Origin of the sequence: Vibrio sp. L5-1 (assembly GCF_021728315.1) — a bacterium.
Lineage (GTDB): Bacteria > Pseudomonadota > Gammaproteobacteria > Enterobacterales > Vibrionaceae > Vibrio > Vibrio splendidus_K.
The window spans coordinates 1,248,697-1,268,884 of sequence record NZ_JAKKCQ010000001.1; the positions used below are offsets into that span (position 1 = coordinate 1,248,697).

General features: G+C 44.3%; 21 protein-coding genes. 3 read left to right on the plus strand and 18 right to left on the minus strand.

Features of this window, described 5'->3' with window-relative positions; genetic code table 11:
- Positions 1–294: 294 nt before the first annotated feature.
- The 13 genes from L3V35_RS05150 to L3V35_RS05210 all read right to left on the minus strand — a co-directional run bounded on the left by L3V35_RS05150 (position 295) and on the right by L3V35_RS05210 (position 11,223).
- Positions 295–837, minus strand: coding sequence for a DUF3833 domain-containing protein (locus L3V35_RS05150; RefSeq protein ID WP_065206481.1), 543 nt, complete (start codon positions 835–837; stop codon positions 295–297).
- Positions 834–1,421: a chalcone isomerase family protein gene (locus L3V35_RS05155; protein WP_237298718.1), complete on the minus strand. Its 588-nt coding sequence runs from the start codon at positions 1,419–1,421 to the stop codon at positions 834–836. Before L3V35_RS05155 ends, L3V35_RS05150 begins: the two co-directional genes overlap by 4 nt.
- 3 nt (positions 1,422–1,424) lie before the next feature.
- A complete protein-coding gene (locus L3V35_RS05160; RefSeq protein ID WP_237298720.1) occupies positions 1,425–1,946 on the minus strand; it encodes a DUF2878 domain-containing protein in 522 nt (173 codons plus the stop codon).
- Positions 1,924–3,204 (minus strand): cyclopropane-fatty-acyl-phospholipid synthase family protein, encoded by a 1,281-nt coding sequence (locus tag L3V35_RS05165; RefSeq protein ID WP_102533956.1) that lies wholly within the window; start codon positions 3,202–3,204, stop codon positions 1,924–1,926. Before L3V35_RS05165 ends, L3V35_RS05160 begins: the two co-directional genes overlap by 23 nt.
- Before the next feature lie 117 nt (positions 3,205–3,321).
- Positions 3,322–4,128, minus strand: a complete 807-nt coding sequence (locus L3V35_RS05170) for a DUF1365 domain-containing protein (protein ID WP_237298722.1) — start codon at positions 4,126–4,128, stop codon at positions 3,322–3,324.
- Entirely contained in the window at positions 4,125–5,396 is a 1,272-nt protein-coding gene (locus tag L3V35_RS05175) for an FAD-dependent oxidoreductase (protein ID WP_237298724.1), read from the minus strand. Before L3V35_RS05175 ends, L3V35_RS05170 begins: the two co-directional genes overlap by 4 nt.
- Positions 5,397–5,398: 2 nt before the next feature.
- Positions 5,399–6,130: an SDR family NAD(P)-dependent oxidoreductase gene (locus L3V35_RS05180; protein ID WP_237298725.1), complete on the minus strand. Its 732-nt coding sequence runs from the start codon at positions 6,128–6,130 to the stop codon at positions 5,399–5,401.
- Positions 6,130–6,561, minus strand: coding sequence for a nuclear transport factor 2 family protein (locus tag L3V35_RS05185; RefSeq protein WP_017075546.1), 432 nt, complete (start codon positions 6,559–6,561; stop codon positions 6,130–6,132). Before L3V35_RS05185 ends, L3V35_RS05180 begins: the two co-directional genes overlap by 1 nt.
- A 14-nt stretch (positions 6,562–6,575) precedes the next feature.
- A complete protein-coding gene (phrB, locus tag L3V35_RS05190) occupies positions 6,576–8,021 on the minus strand; it encodes a deoxyribodipyrimidine photo-lyase (protein WP_237298728.1) in 1,446 nt (481 codons plus the stop codon).
- Positions 8,018–8,965 carry a DUF523 and DUF1722 domain-containing protein gene (locus tag L3V35_RS05195; RefSeq protein ID WP_054546099.1) on the minus strand — a complete coding sequence of 316 codons (948 nt, stop codon included), beginning with the start codon at positions 8,963–8,965 and terminating at the stop codon, positions 8,018–8,020. The genes phrB and L3V35_RS05195 overlap by 4 nt, the downstream gene beginning before the upstream one ends.
- 176 nt (positions 8,966–9,141) lie before the next feature.
- Positions 9,142–9,852, minus strand: a complete 711-nt coding sequence (locus L3V35_RS05200; protein WP_237298730.1) for a ChrR family anti-sigma-E factor — start codon at positions 9,850–9,852, stop codon at positions 9,142–9,144.
- A complete protein-coding gene (locus tag L3V35_RS05205; protein WP_065206472.1) occupies positions 9,845–10,492 on the minus strand; it encodes a sigma-70 family RNA polymerase sigma factor in 648 nt (215 codons plus the stop codon). Before L3V35_RS05205 ends, L3V35_RS05200 begins: the two co-directional genes overlap by 8 nt.
- 110 nt (positions 10,493–10,602) lie before the next feature.
- Positions 10,603–11,223: an LON peptidase substrate-binding domain-containing protein gene (locus L3V35_RS05210; RefSeq protein ID WP_237298732.1), complete on the minus strand. Its 621-nt coding sequence runs from the start codon at positions 11,221–11,223 to the stop codon at positions 10,603–10,605.
- A 277-nt stretch (positions 11,224–11,500) separates the two neighbouring features.
- Here L3V35_RS05210 and L3V35_RS05215 point away from each other — a divergent pair, with 277 nt between their 5' ends.
- Positions 11,501–11,887 carry a tautomerase family protein gene (locus tag L3V35_RS05215; protein WP_004732720.1) on the plus strand — a complete coding sequence of 129 codons (387 nt, stop codon included), beginning with the start codon at positions 11,501–11,503 and terminating at the stop codon, positions 11,885–11,887.
- A 119-nt stretch (positions 11,888–12,006) separates the two neighbouring features.
- Here the strand turns inward: L3V35_RS05215 and L3V35_RS05220 are convergent, their stop codons facing one another.
- Entirely contained in the window at positions 12,007–12,804 is a 798-nt protein-coding gene (locus L3V35_RS05220; protein WP_237298733.1) for a DUF4344 domain-containing metallopeptidase, read from the minus strand.
- A gap of 419 nt (positions 12,805–13,223) precedes the next feature.
- Between L3V35_RS05220 and L3V35_RS05225 the strand changes: the two genes are divergently transcribed.
- Together L3V35_RS05225 and gltS are read left to right on the plus strand one after the other, a co-directional pair.
- Positions 13,224–13,580 (plus strand): YibL family ribosome-associated protein, encoded by a 357-nt coding sequence (locus L3V35_RS05225; RefSeq protein ID WP_004732722.1) that lies wholly within the window; start codon positions 13,224–13,226, stop codon positions 13,578–13,580.
- Positions 13,581–13,896: 316 nt separating this feature from the next.
- Positions 13,897–15,123 (plus strand): sodium/glutamate symporter, encoded by a 1,227-nt coding sequence (gene gltS / locus L3V35_RS05230; RefSeq protein WP_004732723.1) that lies wholly within the window; start codon positions 13,897–13,899, stop codon positions 15,121–15,123.
- Between the two features lie 113 nt (positions 15,124–15,236).
- On the opposite strand, the gene norW is transcribed toward gltS, so the two are convergent.
- The 4 genes from norW to L3V35_RS05250 all read right to left on the minus strand — a co-directional run bounded on the left by norW (position 15,237) and on the right by L3V35_RS05250 (position 20,105).
- Entirely contained in the window at positions 15,237–16,385 is a 1,149-nt protein-coding gene (gene norW / locus L3V35_RS05235) for an NADH:flavorubredoxin reductase NorW (protein ID WP_171314222.1), read from the minus strand.
- A 1-nt stretch (position 16,386) separates the two neighbouring features.
- Entirely contained in the window at positions 16,387–17,892 is a 1,506-nt protein-coding gene (gene norV, locus L3V35_RS05240; protein WP_102561840.1) for an anaerobic nitric oxide reductase flavorubredoxin, read from the minus strand.
- A gap of 366 nt (positions 17,893–18,258) precedes the next feature.
- The gene (locus tag L3V35_RS05245; RefSeq protein WP_017075534.1) at positions 18,259–18,915 is read right to left on the minus strand and encodes an NAD(P)H-dependent oxidoreductase; all 657 of its coding nucleotides are present in this window, start codon (positions 18,913–18,915) and stop codon (positions 18,259–18,261) included.
- A 323-nt stretch (positions 18,916–19,238) separates the two neighbouring features.
- Positions 19,239–20,105, minus strand: a complete 867-nt coding sequence (locus L3V35_RS05250) for a hypothetical protein (protein WP_017075533.1) — start codon at positions 20,103–20,105, stop codon at positions 19,239–19,241.
- Positions 20,106–20,188: the final 83 nt, after the last annotated feature.

Genomic DNA, 20,188 nt, shown 5'->3' on the forward strand with positions numbered 1-20,188 from the left:
CTACGCTTAGCGAAACAATGGGGAAGAGCTCTGAATTGGTGGAACTGTGTATCACATCCGCTCAACTGAGTTTAGCCCATTTGTATGCTGGTGGCGCATCTTAGCACAAAGGCTTGAGCATGCAGGTATGCTATTCGAGGGATTAAACAGAACAACCCACAATTTTCTGTTGTGGGTTGAGATTGCATTGTGGGCTGAGATTGTTTGCGGGCTGAGATTATATGGTGGGCTGAAAGTGTCTTTTGGGGTAACGGTTAACGTTGATGAAAATGGGAACATGAAAGAGCGGTTAAATTAAATCTTCTCTATGTATAAGATGACCTCTCCGACTTTAAAGCCGAACTTAGACATCTCGGTTTTATTGAACAGGCGTTTGTCGTCCATCAAGAACATCCAGTCGTCTAATACGACTTCATAGGTGCTGCCGTCGACTTCTATTTCTAAGTCATATTTCCAATACAGAGCAGAACCTAGAGTCTCGCCATAAGCGGTACCGACTACATCATTAGCAGTGCCTGAATAGGTGTTTTCGCCGGTTTTTATCAGGTTCCAAACGCGTGTTGAGCGCTCGCCATCAGCAAAAGAGAACCACTCTTTGATTTCTCCTTTGTCACCGTCCCAAGTCGCGACAAGCTTGGCGTCAAAACGGCGTAGTAGGTTACCAGAGCGGTCTAGTACCATGCCGTAAGCCATTAGCTCGCCATTAAAAAAGGTTTCTAGCTTGAGCTCTGGCGTAGTGTCTACGTGGTTTTCTAAACTCGCAGAGCCACACCCCGTCAGCCAAGTGAGTGAAAACAGTGCCAAAGCAAATTTTATTATTGTTGTTTTTGGATTCATTTGTTCAAACCTAATAGTTGCTTGCGTAGACCAGGCTCGGATGTGTTTTCAGATAACCAAATCGCGAGAAAGGCTTCACCAAATTGCTTGTCTTGGATGGTGCCGATGGGTTGCTCATCGAAATAGAACCGACTTACGTTGTCTTCAGCAACTCGGATAGTCAGCGTGCTGCCTTCCTCAACGTTGGGCCACATTGCGTACAAAGGCTTCAACCAACGTTGGATATTGTTGCTGGAGTAACCAAGTTTGCTCCACTGGTCTTTGGTTGCGTCTACAAGGTCTTTGCTATCAATTGCTCGGTAGTACTCAAGTTTCAAAGCACGCTCAGAGTTAGACGGAGTGGTGTAGAACTCTGCAGAATACAAAGTCCAAAACAAGTAACTCATCTCACCTTGGCCACGCTTGTTTAGATCATCGACAGCAGAAGCTTTGGCATTCCCGGTAAATAGGAGTGCTGCGCAAATGAGGGTTAGGGTGACTAAGCTAAATAGTCGGTTTCTTGATTGCTCGCTTGTTTGAGTGCGAACGCGACTAACATTGCTCTCAGATTTGAACGCTTGCGTAGGGTTGCGTGGAAAAGCCATAAGTCACCTCGTTGTTGCCATTTTGGGTTGTACTAAGTTGGAGTAAGCGGCCACCAGTAAGGGCAACAAAATCCCCCAACTTATTGCAAGGGCAGCTAACACCGATGCGTCTGGCCAAGTAGTCAGAAGGGCGCCTGCTTTGATGCCTCCCCAATAACTACTAGTACCTGCTACGAACCCTATGACAAACAAGATCACTTTCGAGCATTTTAAAAGCCAATTTAGGCTGTGGTTAAAACTGATTAAAAACATGATCCACAGGCAAACAAGCCACACCGGGAACCACGATTGATTAGAAATTTCAGAGTCGACGGCAAACACACCGAAGTGAAGAAAGAGGCTATCAAGCAACAGCCCTAATGGTAATAAAATGAGTATTTTCAGATCGCTACTACGAGTAGGGGAGAGAAGGAAGTGAACGGCCACAATCAGTGGCGCCACGAACGGGGCTTGCGCGGTAAAGAACGCGCTGCAAACCCAGGTCGCTTGAAACAGAACGAGATTAATAATCCAAAACCGTTTCATCTTTTGCTCCAAAGTAACGAGGTTTTCTAGCAACTAAGTGATGAGTACTGATCACGCGCTCTTTGAATGCACCTTCACAGTAGCAGAAGTAGAAGATCCACAAGCGCTTAAACTCTTCTGAATAGCCGAGAGACTCTAACTCTTCCCAACTGTTTTCAAAGGCAACATTCCAATCATTAAGCGTTCGAGCGTAGTGCAGGCCAATGTCATCGATTTCTTGGACAACAAGGTCTGTACTGGTCGCAAGGTGTTGGGTCATCACTGAAACCGAAGGTAGGCAACCGCCGGGGAAGATGTACTTTTGAATAAAGTCGACACCTTTACGGTATTTATCGTAACGGCTGTCGGCAATAGTAATCGCTTGGATCAGCATCTTGCCTGAAGGTTTAAGTAGCGATGAACATTTCTCAAAGAAGGTCTGGAGATATTCATGACCGACCGCCTCAATCATCTCGATAGAGACCAACTTGTCATACTCACCAGTGAGGTTACGATAATCCTCTTTAAGCAGGGTGATTTTGTCTGTTAAGCCAAGCGCTTTTACTCTCTGTTCTGCAAGCGCGTGTTGGGCATCTGAGATTGTGGTAGTGGTGACATGGCATCCGTAGTGTTGCGCCATGAATATCGCTAAGCCACCCCAGCCTGTGCCTATCTCGACCACGTTATCTTTCTCTGACAACTCTAATCGCTCACAGATGGTTTTCATTTTGTTTTGCTGAGCTTTGGATAGGGTTTCTGCTTCTTCGCTGTAGATAGCGGAAGAGTACTGCATCGAGCTGTCTAGGAAGCGCTCGTACAACTCATTGCCAATATCGTAGTGCGCAAGAATATTGCGCTTAGAACCTTGCTCGGTGTTGGCATTCTTACGACGCAGCAATAGGTTTTTGATGCGAGAAATCCATTGTGTTTTATCGTCAAGCTCGTCGAGTTGAGATTGATTTCGAGCCATGATTTGAATCACTTTGGTGAGATCTGGGCTTGTCCATTTTCCATCAATGTAGGCCTCAGATGCGCCAATACTGCCGTCAATCACGACATCTCTAAAAAAGGTTGCATCGTGAATCACGATTCGACCTTTCAAGTCGGCTTCTCGATCGCCGAACACCGAATGCTGGTCGCGCTCAATGATCTCAAGCGTCGCGAATTGCAGGCTTTCTAGAACCTTAAAGATTAAAGCTCGATATTTACAGTTGCTTGAAACAGCAACGGCTTTAGCTTGTTGTTCAATGTTGTTGTTTTGTTTGGCAAGCTGTTCCATGTAAACCTCGCTGATAACTCATTCTAATATTTTGTGCCAACTAAGCTGGGTTATGCCCTTGGTTGGAGCGAACCCAAGCTAAGGTCGAGTTCTATTATTTAGTTGCTGTGAAGACACTTAAGACGTTGAGTCTGGGTGCCCCACAAACGGTACTTTCTTCAGGAATAATTTGAGAGCCTGATAATAAATGCCCATCACGACTTTTATCGTCATCGCCGGAATCTTGAATACCGTTTGTCTAATGTTTGTCTTGGTTACTGACTGTTTCGTCAAGGCCAGTGTCGCATCGAAAAGCTTGTCTTCTCGGCGGCTTTCAATGTGGACCAAGGTGCGTTTCGCTGGTGGCTTAATCTTCCAAAAATAAGTCATATTCAAATCCATGAACGGCGAAACGTGAAACTCTTTCTTAACCTTTAATTCTTGGTGCATGTCGATTAGGTAGTAGTGTCTTTCTCGCCAAGGCGTGTTACTCACTTCAGCCAACATGTACTTACAATCTCCTGTTTCGTCGTAACAGAAGAAACAGTTGATTGGGCTGAAATAGATACCTAAACAGCGGCACTGAGCCAGCATCGTCACACGGTTTGAATCAGACCAAACCCCACCAAGTTTTTGCACTTTGGAAGCTATACGTTGTTTAAGTGATTTTGGTTCATCCGTGGTGGCATTTTCTTTTTTTTCAGCGAGATAATCCGATTCGACGAAGCGAATCGGGTTGTACCATCGAGTTCCGAACAGCACACTACGCGCTGTGGTTTGGGGCAGTTCATCGAGATCTAACCCCATCATATACAGCTGATAGCTGAACTCATGAGTGATGTCGCCAAAGCGGCGGTGTCTGACGTTGCCCCAATAGATACCGCTGAGCTCTTCACTCTTTTCAGATGCGATCTCCATTTCGGATGTCAGAGTTTGACTGTTCATAGCGCTGAACTCGTACTCAAATCTAAACCGAAGCGTTTGGTCACGTCGAGTGCACTGTGGACGCCATCTTCATGGAACCCGTTGTACCAGTATGCGCCGGCGAAGTGAGTCTGGTTTTTGCCACAGATCTGTTCGCGTTTGTGCTGAGCTTCTACCGTGTTCGAGTTAAGTACCGGGTGATGATAAACAAAGCTGCGAATGATTTTTTCTGGGTCGATGGCTTCGCTCTGATTCAAGGTTACACAGAAGGTGTCTTGGCTTTCGATGCCTTGCAGAATGTTCATGTTGTAAGTCACACAGGCAGGTCGTTTACTGTCGCCATCCAACATGTAGTTCCAACTTGCCCATGCCAGCTTTCTGTCTGGTAACAATCGGGTATCAGTGTGCAGAACCACTTCATTGCGGCTGTATGGGATCTCGCCTAGAACCTGTTGCTCTTGCTCGGTCGCATCGCCAAGTAAACGTAACGCTTGGTCTGAGTGACAAGCAAATATCACTTCGTCGAAGTCTTGTGTAGCGCCATCTTCAAATTCAATCGTGACGCCCGTTTCTTGACGAGTCACTTGTTTGATCGATGTGTTCACAGCAACGGATTTGTTCAAGCGTGAAAGGATGATTTCAACGTAAGAGCGCGACCCTTTAGGAATTACATACCATTGTGGGCGGTTCGCGATGTCGAGTAGCCCGTGGTTGTAGAAGAATTGAATGAAGAATTTAAGCTCAAATTCTTCCATTTCCTCTAAGCTTGTCGACCAAATAGCTGCGCCCATCGGTAGGATGTAATGCTGGCTGAAAAAGTCGGAAAACTGGTTTTCACGTAGGAAATTGCCAAGGGTTACGTCTGGTGTGAATTCATTACTTTCAAACTGAGCCTTACACAGTTTGTTGAACTTGAGAATGTCAGAGACTAAAGACCAAAATTGAGGTTTGAAAATATTACTTCGTTGAGCAAACAGAGAGTTGATGCTGTGGCCGTTGTATTCGAATTTAGTCGTGGTGTTGTGGACGCTGAAACTCATCTCAGTCGGTTGCCTTTCGACACCGAGTTGTTCTAGAAGCTGATTGAAATTCGGGTAGGTTCGATCGTTGAATACGATGAAACCTGTATCTATCGAAAACGCCGAGCCTTGATGTTCAATATCAACGGTGGCGGTGTGGCCCCCAACATAATCGTTTTTTTCGAATACTGTTACGTCGTGGTGCTTGTCTAATATGTGTGCGCAAGTGAGTCCAGAGATACCTGACCCAATAATGGCGATTTTCTTCATTGTTATACCATCCTTGAAGCGAGTTTTTGCCAAACTGAAGTTGGAAGCATTCTGAGTAGCTTCATCAACATAATGAATCGTCTTGGAAAATCGATTTCACTCTTTCCTTGAGAAATACCCGTTACGATTCGCTGAGTTGCAGCTTCGCTACTAATAATCATAGGCATAGAGAAAGAGTTTCGCTCGGTAAGTGGTGTCTCAACAAAGCCTGGATGCACAATTGAGACATGAATATTGTGCTCGGCCAGATCAACCGAGAGTGTTCTTCCTAAATACGTGAGTGCCGCCTTTGAAGCGCCATAAGCTTCCGCTCTGGGTAGCGGTAAAAAACTGGCGCTAGAACTTACTAAAACCAAGCGGCCACCGGGCTTAATATTTTTTAACCACGATTTAAGCGCGTAGCCAATTGAGATCAGGTTAATGTTGATAACGCGCTCGAAAAGCTCAGCGTCAAAATTCACCGGGTCGTCGATGTACTCACAATCACCCGCATTCAAGATCAGTAGGTCGAGAGGCTCATCTTGGTTAAGTTCTGGAAAATTATGGTAGTCAGTTAAATCAAAACAGAGTGGTGTAATTGATGAGTGAGACAAGTCTGTCTCGTGCGAATCAACGAGCGCCTGTAATTTTTCTGGGCTGCGCCCGCAAGCAATCACTTGATGCCCTTGCTGAGCATAATCTAGAGCGAGTGATTGGCCGATACCAGAGGTCGCGCCGGTTATCATAATACGCATTATCGGCTCGCTCTTTTTTTGATGGATTTGATCGCGCAGCCTAACACTGGGATGTGTTCATACAACATAGCGCCAACGTCCAGGTAGTCTCTGTGATAGACCACTTGATCATCGAGCATTTTAAGGTGGCTGTGCCCTTGCACTTCGATAGGCTTTTGAGCGTTAAGCTGTTTATGAGCAAACTGCATGGTCCAATAAACCGATGCTTCGTTATTCGCCTCGAAGGCGTGTTCGATGTGAAAGTTGCAGCTTGTCACTTGGGTATAAATGTTCTCAAAGTAATGAGTCAATGCATCAATGCCGCTGACGTGATGCAGCGGATCTTGGAATTCAATATCAGAGTGATAAACCGTTTTTAACACGTCGAAATTGTCGGTTCCGAGCTCTTGATACATGTTGAGAAAGTTATTAAGCCAGAGAGAGTTATCCATAATCTTCACTCTAATTATTTGAAAAAGGCTAAGGCTCTCAATCGTGCTTGTTTGTGTTCAACGATGGGTTGCCAGTATTCACTGTCTATTCCGTTTTTCTCGATGTAGTCATGTGGGAAATGCACATGCTTATCAGGAATGTTTTGCAGCTCTGGTATGTACTTACGAATAAAAATTCCTTTTGGATCAAACTTTTCACTCTGAGTGATTGGATTGAAAATTCGAAAGTAGGGTTGAGCATCACAGCCAGTACTTGAGGCCCACTGCCAGCCACCATTATTCGCGCTGAAATCACCATCGATAAGGTGCGACATAAAGAAACGCTCACCCCAACGCCAATCGATCAGCAGGTGCTTGGTTAGGAAGCTTGCCACCACCATTCTGAGCCTGTTGTGCATCCAGCCTGTCTCAACTAATTGACGCATTGCTGCATCAACCAATGGATATCCGGTTTTTCCTTCGCACCACGCCTTGAAGCTAGGGTTGTCGTGATACCAATCTAAGCCGTTGTATTTCTGCTGAAAGTTCGCACCTTTAACCAGTTTAGGATGGTGGAACATCAAATGCTTATAAAAATCTCGCCAAATCAATTCATTAAGCCAAGAAAAGGCTGGCAACTGAGTATCAAACAACAAGTCAGGCTGTTGCTGAATCAATTGAATCGCTAACCAACGAGTGCTGACTGCACCAATAGCCAAGTAAGGAGATAGGCCTGATGTCCCCTTCACTGATGGAATGTCTCTAAGGCGAGAATAGTCGTTAACTTTATTGGCTAAGAAATTGGGGATCACGCTCTCAAGCACATCTTGGCTTAATGGCCAACGGCTTGAATCAACATGCGGAAAGTCGAAATCGTACTCGCCAGAAAAACCACTTAACGATTGTTTCAGTTGTGATGGATTCTGAAGCGAATCCGTTTCAGATGAACCTGCTTGCGCTGATCCTGTTGAATGCACTGGAGCGCGACTGCAAATGATGCCTTTCGCTTGCACTTCTTTTAACCATGCGTTTTTGAAAGGTGTGAAAACCTTGAACATCTCACCTTGTTTATTCAGCACGCTACCTAATGGCAGAATCGTATCGCAGTCGGTTATTTTCAGCTTTATACCAGTAGCGATTAAGCGTTTGTCTCTTAACTGCTCATCCACTTCCGGCTCTGAATTGGCATACACACATGTCGCATCGACCTGTTTGCACAAGTTGATGAGTTGAGTGGCTTGATCGTTAAAGTCTGTGGCTTTGAGGTGCAGAAGATCGATCCCAAATTCAGCGAGTTGGGATTCAAGTTGCTGCAGGTGACGATAGATTAAATCGGCTTTGATTGGCGCAAGGTGGTGTTGCTGCCATTGCTGTGGCGTTGAAATGAAAACGGCGGTCGTCACACCGTTTTCAACTGCCGCGACGAGCGCAGGGTTATCGTGAATCCGCAGGTCTCGTCTTATCCATAGAATGTCGCTCAATATCCGTATCTCAGCTTAAGTTCTTGTGGGTGCGGGTTTAGGTAAACCTGTGATTCAAGGTACTCGTTTGGGTATTCCATCAAGTAGTGGTTGATCAGTGTTAGTGGAACTAACAGAGGAACAAGACCTTCTCTGAATGATGAAATCTGATTGGTAAGCTCTTGCTTGTGCGCGCTGCTCAATTGTTTCTTAAAGTAACCTTGCAAATGATGCAGAGTATTGGCGTGGCTACCACGGTTCGCGTGGTGAGATAATGCCGTCATCAAGCCTTCAATATATTGTTTTGCCAACTCATCGATTTCAAGATCGTTGCTTGCTAATAATTTCCCAAGTTTCTTATAGCCTTCAATGTGGTGACACATTACCAAGTACTTGTGAGCGCTGTGGAATTGAATCAGCTTGTGTTTAGTTACGCCTTCGTCAACAAGGTTGAGCCACTTCTGATAAGTGAAGACACGTGTCATGAAGTTTTCGCGCAAAATAGGGTCATTGAGGCGACCATTTTCTTCAACAGGAAGTAATGGGTTGCCTTCCATCACTTGTTTGGTGAACATGCCTACGCCTGTCGATTCAGAGCCGCGACCGTGGTGGTGGTACACTTTTACTCTTTCCATACCGCAGGTTGGGCTTTTTTGACACACAATGAATCCTGCGATGTGCTGGTTGCTCTTTGAATAGTTTTGTCCAAACTCGATCAGATCATTGGTCACATCACCAGAACCGTCAGGTCTAGAAACGTGAATGATATTGTCTAGCTGACGAACTTGGCGAATGGTTGGGCGAGGTGTTGGAAGACCCACTGCCATTTCTGGGCATACTGGTTCTAGTTCAACATAATCTGCAAGGTCATCTGTACAAAAACGAGAGCGTTTGTGACCTGTATCGAAGCGTACCTTATGTCCTGCAACACAAGCACTGATACCTATTTTAATTTTCTTTTCCATTGGCCAACTCCTTTGCTCTTGCTTTGAGCTATTTATTATATTTCAACATTGCTAATCGTACTTACAGAGCCGGGTGTGTTTTAAGTCTCAACACCGTTGATGTTTTAAGCCAGATGTATTTGACGATATACAGGATAACTTCATGCCATCCTGTATATTTATAGCGTGCAACTGGGTTAATAGATATATTTACCGAGTGGATTGAATAACTGGCTCACACCTTTTGTGAAGTAAAGCGCATCACTTGAAACAGTTAAACACACACAACCTTCTTTGGTAGCTGGTTGATGGGTGTGGTCACCATCTAGCCAGATGAAGTCGCCTTTGTTGTAGACGCCCATTTCGTCTTCGAAACTGCCTTCCAAGAGAAGCGTAATCTCAAAGCCTTTGTGGGTGTGGCAAGGCACTTGTCCATCTTTGTCGATGTGCAGCAAGCTGGTGTGGTGTGCTTCGTCGTCAAAATCGAGTCTTGCGCGTGAAATTTTGCCTAAGTTCATCCAGTCTTTTCTCGCCACTGAGTTCAACGCGCGAGGAATAGTGAATGTGGTGTCTGCAACCGTAACTTGCTGAACTTCGGGTGTCACTTCGATAGCTTGAGATGAATCAGCAGTGATTTGAGCAATCGCATCAAAATCAAACTCCCCATCATCGGATAGGAACGCATCCATTTCGCTGTCAGAAAGTTGAAGCCCTGAGGTATCACTTTTAAAGATAGGTGTATCACTTTCAAAGACTGAGTCAGCAGCTTGCGCCGTCAGCATGTTTACTTGTTGTTGGCAGTGTTCACACAGTTCAACATGGCTAGAGACAATCAAAGAAACTGAGTCTGCGAGTGTGCCATCGACAAAATCTGTCAAAATTGCGGCATTTGGGTGATGTTTAATCATGATCTTGTTCCCCCATGTGAACCTTAAGTTTGGCTAAAGCGAGTCTTAGACGTGATTTCACGGTTCCAAGTGGGACGCCAAGTTGTTGAGCGAGTTGCTCTTGTGACAACTCCTGAAAGTAAACGCCTTTAACAATCGTTTTCTGAGCCAAAGGCAACTTCTCTATTTGAGTCATTACATGGCGGCTCATCAAATGATCACCAAACGGTAATTCATCACTTTGAGATTCCGCGACCATTGCATCTATTGGCCAAATGTCGTCAGCGATGGTTTGTTCTGCTTTTGCTTTCACCTTTCGTAGCATGTCGAAGGCCGCATTTCGCATCACGGTATAGACCCAAGTAGTCGCAGCGCCTTTCTCTTCGTTGTAGAGGTGTGCTTTTTTCCAAACGTTAGTCATTGTGTCTTGAACTAGCTCGTTTGCAGCTGCCTCGCCGCCCAACTTGCTGATTCCAAAACGCTTGATCTTGGGTGCGAAGAACTTGAACAAACAGGTGAAGGCTTGTTTGTCTCGGTCTGAACCAACCAAAATCAACCAACTTGAGAGCTCTGTAGGTACCTTATTTTCATTAGGTAATTTGTTGTCGGGAATAATGACATGCTCCTTGCCGTTCCCTGAACTTCTGCTTTCGACTTGCATAGTACTTAACCATCATGCGAATTTGAGTGGCACTACGTGAAAGGAGAAGGTCGGGATCACTTTAATTTAAATTAATTTCCACTATACAAAATTATAGTGAAGAAAAGTGCTTATTGCCCCGTAATGATTTGATTCAAAAAAGGAACTAAAGAAGGAAAGCTAGCGGGTTCGGTAAATTCTGTTTTCTTTTCCAATGGGATAGGCATCATTTCGAGTAATCGCGCACAAATCCATCGTGGGCTTTCGAAGTCTGGAGTGGGGTAGAGCGTTCTGATTGAATCGTGCTCTCGAAACAGCTGTACTAAGAATGCAGTAAATACGTTCGGTACTTTGCATTCTAGATCTGGCCAATGAGGTAATAACCTGAATTGGCTTTTTATCAGATCATCGTCGTCTCGAAATGACCCGTGAAGCTGAACCAGTTGTTGACCTTCGACATCGATTTCCAAAATTTGGTCGTCAGACATATTGAAATCAACGATGGACACTTTGGTTCCCCAAGAACTGAGATGTTCAGAGTTGGTGCTGTCTTGGGTGGCAATAATGAACCCATCTCCTTGGGCCGCATGTGCAACCATAGCAAGATATTTTGGTTCAAAGATGCGTAGCCTCTGACGACCTCCGGGCAGAAGAAATATCGGAAGAGGAAATACGGCGAGCTCGAAAGAAGACTTTACGAGTGCCTCTGGTTCGGCGTCTGTCCGTGTGGTCTGGCTCGATGAATTCGGCACATAGCACTCCTTAGTTCAAATGTAATTTGAGAAGATATACGCGGAGTCGGTGGTGTTCGATCAATTGATTGTGGTTGTTGTTATTGGGTGATGAGCTACAGACATGAGCCAAAGCAGATTGTTTTTTGTTGCACATGCTCATAAATTCATTGTTTTTACCTTCTTTCATACGCGTCATTAGGTAATATATGTACGAATAGTAAGCGGATGGGTGGTCGCCAAACGATGCTTCTATCTATCCTTCTTCTTTACCTGACATCGCATCAAAGGAATGGTCATGATTGTTATATATGGTATCAAAGAGTGCTTGAATCCAATTAAGTTGCAGCTCTCTAATGTGTTGCAACAGTGCTTAAACAGTGAAATGGGTTTACCCGATGACAAGCGAGCGCATCGATTTGTACCATTGGAGCGAGATGATTTCTTTTATCCAGAAGGAAGAACAGAAGCCTATACCGTTATAGAGATCAATATGATGGAAGGTCGAGCGGTCAACACCAAGAAGCGCTTAATTAAGAAGATATTCTCTGAAATAGAGAAGCAGTTAGCTATCTCTCCGATTGATATTGAAATAACCATCAAGGAACAGCCTGCACACTGTTGGGGATTTCGAGGCATGACCGGTGATGAAGCCCAAGACCTGAAGTATAAAGTGAAGGTCTAAGGTCGCAGGACTAAGATATATTCCACTTCAAATCTTGGATTTATAGATTACTGAGAGCGGCTTTAGAAAAACACTAAGCCGCTTGTTATTGAAGAAGACCAATAGAGAAGGTTAAACCATTAGCTCTCGTCGTTCTCTTTTAGGTAACGGTGCCAGTTGGCATTGATGACATCAAAGTGCTCCACACAGAACTCTTTCCTATCTTTCAAATAGTCGTTTTCTACTTCATCGAGCAAGTTCTTGTAGGCATCAGGATCGCTGCCATACACCAAGCATAATGTGGAGAAGTAGCGCTGTAGATCAAAACTGTGCTCATCAATGTATTCACCCAAGTCGTAATACTCAGGGCGGTCTTCTGACTCGAAAGCGAACATGTCAGCGGCGCTGATTGCGGCATCACCTCCATGTTCTACGTAGTTAAGTAAAAGCATTGTCGCGAGGTTATCAACGGCATCTTCTTCTTTGCCCAGTATGGCAATATTCTGGTCTTCGATATAAGCGTGCCCAGCTTCGTGCAGTAGAGTATGAAGCAAGGTATCGATAGCACCAGTTTGCGCGGTCTTCCCATACTCTTTTTCGTATTGATTCTTTTCAAAGTAATTAAGCGACTCAGAGTAGAAGCTATACGGGATAAGCACTTGATGCGTTTGTGGATCGTAGAGTGGACCTTCTTCCCCGCCGTATTGAATGGTTAATGGCTTTTCAAACATGAAGAGTTGGTTTGACAGGTCAATCACAGTGTCATTGACGCCACTGTTTTGAATTTCACGTTTGAGCTGCTCTTCTTCAGTATTTTGTGGTGAAGAGAACTCAACGATCAGGTTATTTTGGGTTGTTTGTTCACTAGATGCATAAGTGGCGGCAAACACTGAGCTAAGGGCTAGGCTGTAGCTCAGTGTTCGTTTCAATAATGTCATCGGCTATCCTTGTGATTATGCTGCGATTCAGGCTCGGTGTTAAGGTGATCCCCCTAAGTCATGTAACTCAAGTTACGCGATCTAAGTTATGTACCTTAAGCTGTTTAAGCTGTTTGAGTTAATTGAGTTAATTGAGTTAATTGAGTTAATTGAGTTAATTGAGTTATTTACTGTGGTTAGATTACAAGTTTAGACTGAATTTTGAAGCATCGAGGACAGCAATTTTTGAAGTCGACACGAGCTGATTAATGAGTGATCCGCTTTGAGGTTCGGCTACAAAGAATTGGCGAGCTGAATGACCAGCGGTGATGTGATTCGTTTCTGTTGGTAATTGATAGATAAATTTCGGTTCAAGTGAACCCTTGTGCTATACTCCGCGCCCCAATCCGAATTGGCTTGTTAAATCTTAGGAAATTATTATGAGTGTTAAAAACGAACTTCAACAAATTAACAACCGTCTAGACAAATGTCGCAACAAGTTAGCGGCTGCTAAAACTCGTAATGATCGCCCTGTTGTTCGTCAATTTGAAGACGAGATTAAGAAGCTAACCAAGAAAATTGCTCAGTTGAAACACAAAGAAAGCTTCGATGTAAATCAAGAGCGTAAGTCTTTGGTTGATATGCCATTTAGCCGTGAGATTACAAAAGCTGAGCAAGCGGATATGGGTAAACTTAAGAAGTCTGTAAAAGGGCTCGTAATTGTTCACCCAATGACGAAGATCGGTAAAGAGCTTCGCATTGAGGTTATGACTGGTTACGCACCGAAAAAATTCTAATTACCAGTGATGGTGATGAAAGAGGAGCTAGTAATAGCTCCTTTTTGCTTTTTTAGGTATTAAAAAAGCAGAGTCAGCGGCAAGGATACTCACGCCGTTATCAACTTTTTGGAGGTGATTTTTGTCACAAATCCTTTTATCTCCTATAAAAGTTAACGTGTCACTAACATGGCACCAAGTGAACGCAGTAATGTGTTCGCTTTTCGAATCTACAATTTCTCTCCAGTTTGTATAAATATAGGTAGAGCAGCACAGATAATTACAGATAAAACTAGACTCATTAAGGAAGATGAGAACGTAAAAAAATAGAGGTTATATGAATCAATTAATTTCAATTGGACCACTAGAATCCTTCCTAATCGCGATTAGTGTTTTGTTTCTAGGTCATTTCGTCAATGCAAAGCTTCCGGTTCTCAAAAAGTACAATATTCCAGAGCCCATTGTCGGCGGCTTGATTGTCGCTTTTGCTATTACAGCCCTGCACTTTAACGGCCTTGATCTTGAGTTTTCCTTGCCCCTGCAGAACACTTTTATGTTGATGTTCTTTGCAACGGTCGGTCTTGCGGCTAACTACACGCAGCTGATAAAAGGTGGCGCTAAGGTATTCCTATTCTTAGGGGTGGCTTCGGTTTACATCATTATCCAAAACGGTGTAGGTGTAACACTTGCAACGGCACTAGGCCTTGAACCCTTGATGGGTTTGATTGCTGGATCTATCACGCTTTCGGGTGGTCACGGCACAGGCGCAGCTTGGTCTCAAACTTTTTCAGACACGTTTGGCATTGCCAATACTCTAGAAATCGCGATGGCTTCAGCGACGTTTGGTTTGATCATCGGTGGTATTATCGGTAGCCCAGTAGCACAAAAGCTGATTGATAAAAACCAGCTTGAATCTGAGTACGGCACTGGCACACAAACCCACGAGCGTTTTCCTGAACTTGTTACTTACAACGAGTATGAAGAAGACAAAGTAACAGCGAAGAAGGTGATTGAAGTATTGTTCATTCTTCTAATCTGTATCTCGGGGGCGAAATACTTAGAAGAGTGGGTAGCGACTTTTGAAATTTCTTGGTTGATGATTCCTGACTTCGTTTACGCGTTGTTTATCGGTGTGTTCATCACTAACGTTTTTGAAGTGACTAAGCTGCATAAAACCGACAGTGAAACGGTCGATATTCTTGGTACGGTGTCATTGTCGCTGTTCTTAGCTATGGCGCTAATGAGCCTTAAGCTTTGGAACATCTTTGACCTTGCGATTCCGTTCTTGGTTATCCTTGCGGTTCAGGCTGTGGTGTTGGGTATCTTCTCTTACTTTGTGACGTTCAAAGTAATGGGTTCTAACTACGACGCAGCGGTTATGGCGGGTGGTCACTGTGGTTTCGGCCTAGGTGCAACACCAACAGCGGTAATGAACATGGGTTCTTTGGTGAACCGATTCGGTCCGTCGCCACAAGCCTTCATGGTTGTGCCAATCGTTGGTGCCTTCTTTATCGATATCGTTAACCTGATCATCCTTCAAGGTTACATCTCGTTTATCGGTTAATGTTCGCCTTTGCTTAAATGCGATGAGCTAATCGCACTAAGATGAATACAAGAAAGCCAGTCTGTTGACTGGCTTTTTTATTGTCTAGCGTATACGAACTTATAGATTTTATCTTATGCCGGTGAGCTGGTCTGTAGTTCTTTAAGCAGAGGAAATGCTGCTTTAGTGTGTTCCCCTGTGACAATGAATCCGACGAGTTGGTTTGCCTCATTAAAACCTTTGGCGACAATCCCTTTTGGATCAAACCGAGTCTCCCAACTCTGAGCAGTTTGAATATCACGGCCTGCCAGTTGAATCGGATAACTAGGCGTTTTCACTTTAGTCACAATATGCGGCAAGCTTAGCTTTCCTTCACCCGTAGTGAGTTGTTTCGCTAATACGTTGGCCGCTAATATCGCGGGTTGCAGGTAAGCCATTACTCGTCCTTGAATCTCAGCACAGTCCCCAATGGCATAGACATTTTTGATGTTAGTTCTCATTGCTTCATCAACGATGATACCTCTGTTTACTGCCATTCCTGTCTGTTGCGCGAGTGCTGTATTTGGCATTAACCCAGCTGCAGCGATGACCACATCGGTTTTGATTAATCGAGAAGAGGTCGTTTGTAACCTTACTCCGTCAGCGAGATAGGTGGCATGGCTTACCATTGCATCCGTCTCAACTGTCACACCGGCTTTACGAAGCTCTCGTTCCAGTTCTAAAGAGATAAAAGGTGGCACCAAACTACCTAATAGATAACTTGCTGGTTCAATGATCGTGACACTTTTCCCCGCAGTTTGAAGGTCGAAAGCTAACTCGACGCCAATGAGCCCGCCACCGATAACGGTGATTCGTTGCGCAGCGTCGATCTGAGCTTTGTGTTTTTCGAACTCTTCCAAGCTATTGAGAGTAATCGTTGCCTGAACACTCAACCCCTCAGCAGCAGGTATGAAAGGCGTAGCACCGGTCGCCAGCACTAGTTTTGAGTATGGGATGACATCATCGCCAGCGACAATAAACTGTTGCTCGGTGTTAATCTCGTTTACCCAAATGTTGGTTTTAATGACAACGTTATGCAGCTCAGCTAATTGTTGAGCAGTATTGATCGCAAGCTGCTGAGGTGTTTGAGCCTGACTAAACACATGCGAAAGATTCGGCTTACTGTATTCAATACCCGCATCAGCTGTGACCATAGTGATCGCGATATTTTGGTCAGCTTTACGGAGCATCTTGATGGTTTGTAGGGCAGCAAAACCGCCACCCACAATGACAATATTTTCCATATTACTTCTCCACAAACACTTCTTTGCCTAAATGGCATTCTGGGCAAAGGAAGTCATCCGGCACTTGTGCCCAAGGTGTTCCTGGTTCAACGCCTTGGTAGGGTTCACCCAATTGTGGGTCGTACACCCATTCACAGACAGTGCAGCGCCAGCAAGTGCAGTCTGCGCTGTGGTTTGACTTATCTTGAGCTACTTCTGTTTCTTGCTCTGTCGTGTCTTTGAGCTCGGCAGTGGTGTTTGCCGGTGCTGGTGTGGCTTCAAGCGGTGTAACATTGCGTGATACTTGCTTTGGTGCGCTGACTTCGTCTGGATTTACACGCCAAACTTCAGCAAGTGTCATTCCGTAATCAATACATTGGCGAAGTGCGTCTGTATCTGGTTTCCAGTGAATATGCTGAGGTGCGCTCACTTCGAAGTTAGCTTCACGTAAGCGAGCATCGATGCGTTTTACTGCGCCGCCAGTCCACCCTGAAGAGCCAAATGCTGCGGCTCTTTTTTCTGCAAAGCGCAGGCCGTGTACTTCTTCAAGTAGTGCGGCGATTTGCGGCATCATCACATTGTTCATGGTCGATGATCCAACAAGCACGCCCTTTGAACGGAAGATATTGGCAAGGATGTCATTCTTATCGTGCTTAGAGATATTGAAGACCTTGATGGCTGTTTCTGGGCTGCCTTTACGAATACCCTTTGCGATCGCGTCTGCCATCATGCGAGTGTTATTGGACATGGTGTCGTAGACAATGGTGATACGATCTTCTTTGTAGGCTTTTGACCACTCGTAATATTGCTCAACGATTTGAGTCGCGTTGTCACGCCAAATACAGCCATGAGAAGTAGCAATAACATCGATTGGCACGCCTAAACTCAAGACTTCTTCTATCTTCGCTTTCACCAAAGGCGCGAAAGGCGTGAGGATGTTTGAGAAGTAACGCAGACATTGGTCATGCAGCTCTACTTGGTCTAGTTGGTCATTGAATAGGTTCTCGTCGCAGTAGTGTTGTCCGAAAGCATCGTTACTAAACAGGATTTCATCACCGGTTAGGTAAGTCGCCATTGAGTCTGGCCAGTGCAGCATTTTCATCTCAACAAAGATGAGTTGCTTGCCGTTACCGACATCGAGCGTGTCGCCTGTTTTAACGGTTCGGAAGTTCCAGTCAGGCTGGTGGTGATGGCCAACAATAGAGTTAACGCCAGCTTCTGTGCAGTAGACGGGTGTGTTCGGAATTTTAGCCAGTAGCGCAGAGAGGGCGCCTGAGTGATCTTCTTCTGCATGCTGACAAATGATGTAGTCGATCTCGTTGATATCGATTTCCATCTCTAGGTTTGCAAGGAATTGTTCAGTAAAGCGATGATCGACAGTATCGACAAGCACTGTCTTCTCTTCACGGATCAGGTATGAGTTATAGCTCGTACCTTTGTTCATGTGGTATTCCTTACCGTGGAAGTGCTCGGTTTCCCAATCGTGGACACCGACCCAATGAACATTTGATTTAACGTGAATAGTCATAATGATAATACCTTATTTAAATATCTAAGGCTCCTATTGCACTAGTTGTGCCATGTTTTTAAGTATTTGTTTTTATGATGTTTGTTTGGTTTTTAATTGTCATGATGTGTCTTTATGACACTGCTATATGTGTAATCAAAATAAACTTAACGTGTCTTTATGACTAAGTTGTTGATGGTTGGTAATTGGTAGTTGCTTGGATAAATAACAGATACAAAAAAGGCCAGACGAATGTCTGGCCAAAACAAGGCAGTGTAATCTAACAGTCTAAAGTGCTGTTAAAACTATATTTTTGTAAAACGAAAAAGCGTTTTAAAAATTAAAGCGTTGTAGCTATCAGTACATAATGCATATGTATTGGATTTATTACAGTGTAGTAACCACCTCATCAAGCGCTAGACGTGCTTTTGGTTTACCGTGGTTATAGTCTTCGCCGTCTTTGTGGTAGCCGATAGCTAGTGCTACATCAACAACGTGACCTTCTAGTTCGTCAGCAAATTCTTCGCCGATCAGAGCTGCGTCTACGCCTTCCATAGGTGTTGAAGCGATGCCAAGACGAGCTAGTGTGTGCAGTGTGTTACCTAGCGCGATGTAAACTTGAGACTTAGTCCAGTTACCGTTAAAACCCGTTTCGTCTGTGTTCATTTCTGCGAATGCGTAAGCACCCAAGAATTGCTCGTACATTTCAGCGGGTAGGTGACCAGAGCTTACTTCTGTGTCAGCACGCTTAGCGAATTTCTCTTTCGTGTACTTAGGATCGTGAGCAAACAAGATCGTATGTGACGCTTCTTTCGCATGTGGTTGGTTAAACTGGAACATGTTCTCGAAAGTATTGTGGAAGCGTTGTTTTGCTGCGTCACTCTCAATGATGATGAATTTCCAAGGCTGAGAGTTGATAGAAGAAGCTGACAAACGAAGTGCTTCTTTGATTACTTCCATGTCTTCCGCAGAGATGCGTTTTTCTGCATCGTATTTTTTAGCTGTGTAGCGAGTGTTTAGATCTGAAATGATTGGATGAGTCATGTTGAATCCTAATATCTATTAATATAAATGTTGTAGGGTTTAATGTTCGGTAACGTCAACAATAAACGGATAACGCATTTAGGCTATATCTCTATAGAAGTCGTTTCTAGAACAGTCAGCCTCTAAAAGGCTGAACGCTTAAATGGCTATCGAACATGCCCCAATAAATCGAGTATCTGCGGTAGCTCAAGTCGATGGGTGTAAGATAATAGAAGATTGGCTCGGGAAAAATAGCGAACACATCAAATCACTATGGAATTTAATGTCCATAATGAGTGATTAAGTGTGATCTTGATGTACAGTGGAAAGCTAAGATCAGTGACTTAGTACGCCTTTATGCCATGTTGACGCAATAATGGTGGAAGTACGCTATCTAGGTTCGGGATATCTTCCGGTGTCAGTTCGATTAAGCTAAAGCCATGCTCACCGTATATTTCTCTCGTTTCAATGCGTTTTTCTTCAGCTATGGGAGCTGAATCGGTTCCCCAAAACTGGATGTACACCTTGCCACTTGGCAGATAAAAATCACTAATCACTTGTTTGGATATCGGTAGTGGACGTTCGTATGCATGAACCACTCCCGCCATATAAAGCCAGTTATCGATGATCAGCTCTCCTTTTGAACGAACATAGTGCCCATCTAAGGTTCGGTGTTTCGCTTCAAACTTCTGGCGAAAGCTAGAAAACGATACATCAGTAGAATGGCTTTCAGCATCGTGTCCTAAAAACTCGACAACAGATTGCTTTAATCGTTTATTGCGGACTAACGAATCGTGCCACACCACGAATAAGTTCTGAGTCGCTTTATCTTCTCTCTGCTCCCCACCGGCCTTCAGTCCCGTTGAGGTGACGTGCCAGCCGTCTTCTTCTTTCTTTATCCAGCCAAGCTCATTGAGCAATAAGTTGATTTTCTTTGCACTGAGCTGAAAGGCACTACCCAACTGAGTCGCGGTTAGCGTTTTTCCTGAGAATGAGTCTAAGTCGATGAGCAGTTTTTCTGGCCATACTATAAAGACACCAAACTTTTTGTGTTCTACATACTCTCCACCAAAGCTTTCTCCACGCTCTGTGAGCACCCAACGTTCTTGTGAGCGCACTATATAGCCAGCAATTTTTAAATCGCTGAACAGAGTTTTAGGTTCAATCCCTTTGTGTTTCGCAAGTGCTGATGTGGAAATCTTGTCTGACATAGTTTTCTCAAATCGCAGAGTGACTGCAGGGTTGGTGTTGAAGGGAAGTTTAGGAAACATCATTTGAACAGATAAATACCATA

Coding starts and splice junctions, on each gene's coding strand:
- gltS (WP_004732723.1), top strand. CDS start 13,897: ATGAATCAATTAATTTCAATTGGACCACTAGAATCCTTCCTAATCGCG.
- L3V35_RS05180 (WP_237298725.1), bottom strand. CDS start 6,130: ATGCGTATTATGATAACCGGCGCGACCTCTGGTATCGGCCAATCACTC.
- L3V35_RS05200 (WP_237298730.1), bottom strand. CDS start 9,852: ATGATTAAACATCACCCAAATGCCGCAATTTTGACAGATTTTGTCGAT.
- L3V35_RS05205 (WP_065206472.1), bottom strand. CDS start 10,492: ATGCAAGTCGAAAGCAGAAGTTCAGGGAACGGCAAGGAGCATGTCATT.
- L3V35_RS05165 (WP_102533956.1), bottom strand. CDS start 3,204: ATGGAACAGCTTGCCAAACAAAACAACAACATTGAACAACAAGCTAAA.
- L3V35_RS05175 (WP_237298724.1), bottom strand. CDS start 5,396: ATGAAGAAAATCGCCATTATTGGGTCAGGTATCTCTGGACTCACTTGC.
- L3V35_RS05220 (WP_237298733.1), bottom strand. CDS start 12,804: ATGACATTATTGAAACGAACACTGAGCTACAGCCTAGCCCTTAGCTCA.
- L3V35_RS05195 (WP_054546099.1), bottom strand. CDS start 8,965: ATGGAAAAGAAAATTAAAATAGGTATCAGTGCTTGTGTTGCAGGACAT.
- L3V35_RS05185 (WP_017075546.1), bottom strand. CDS start 6,561: ATGGATAACTCTCTCTGGCTTAATAACTTTCTCAACATGTATCAAGAG.
- norW (WP_171314222.1), bottom strand. CDS start 16,385: ATGGAAAATATTGTCATTGTGGGTGGCGGTTTTGCTGCCCTACAAACC.
- L3V35_RS05250 (WP_017075533.1), bottom strand. CDS start 20,105: ATGTCAGACAAGATTTCCACATCAGCACTTGCGAAACACAAAGGGATT.
- L3V35_RS05215 (WP_004732720.1), top strand. CDS start 11,501: ATGATTGTTATATATGGTATCAAAGAGTGCTTGAATCCAATTAAGTTG.
- L3V35_RS05170 (WP_237298722.1), bottom strand. CDS start 4,128: ATGAACAGTCAAACTCTGACATCCGAAATGGAGATCGCATCTGAAAAG.
- L3V35_RS05245 (WP_017075534.1), bottom strand. CDS start 18,915: ATGACTCATCCAATCATTTCAGATCTAAACACTCGCTACACAGCTAAA.
- L3V35_RS05160 (WP_237298720.1), bottom strand. CDS start 1,946: ATGAAACGGTTTTGGATTATTAATCTCGTTCTGTTTCAAGCGACCTGG.
- norV (WP_102561840.1), bottom strand. CDS start 17,892: ATGACTATTCACGTTAAATCAAATGTTCATTGGGTCGGTGTCCACGAT.
- L3V35_RS05155 (WP_237298718.1), bottom strand. CDS start 1,421: ATGGCTTTTCCACGCAACCCTACGCAAGCGTTCAAATCTGAGAGCAAT.
- L3V35_RS05225 (WP_004732722.1), top strand. CDS start 13,224: ATGAGTGTTAAAAACGAACTTCAACAAATTAACAACCGTCTAGACAAA.
- L3V35_RS05150 (WP_065206481.1), bottom strand. CDS start 837: ATGAATCCAAAAACAACAATAATAAAATTTGCTTTGGCACTGTTTTCA.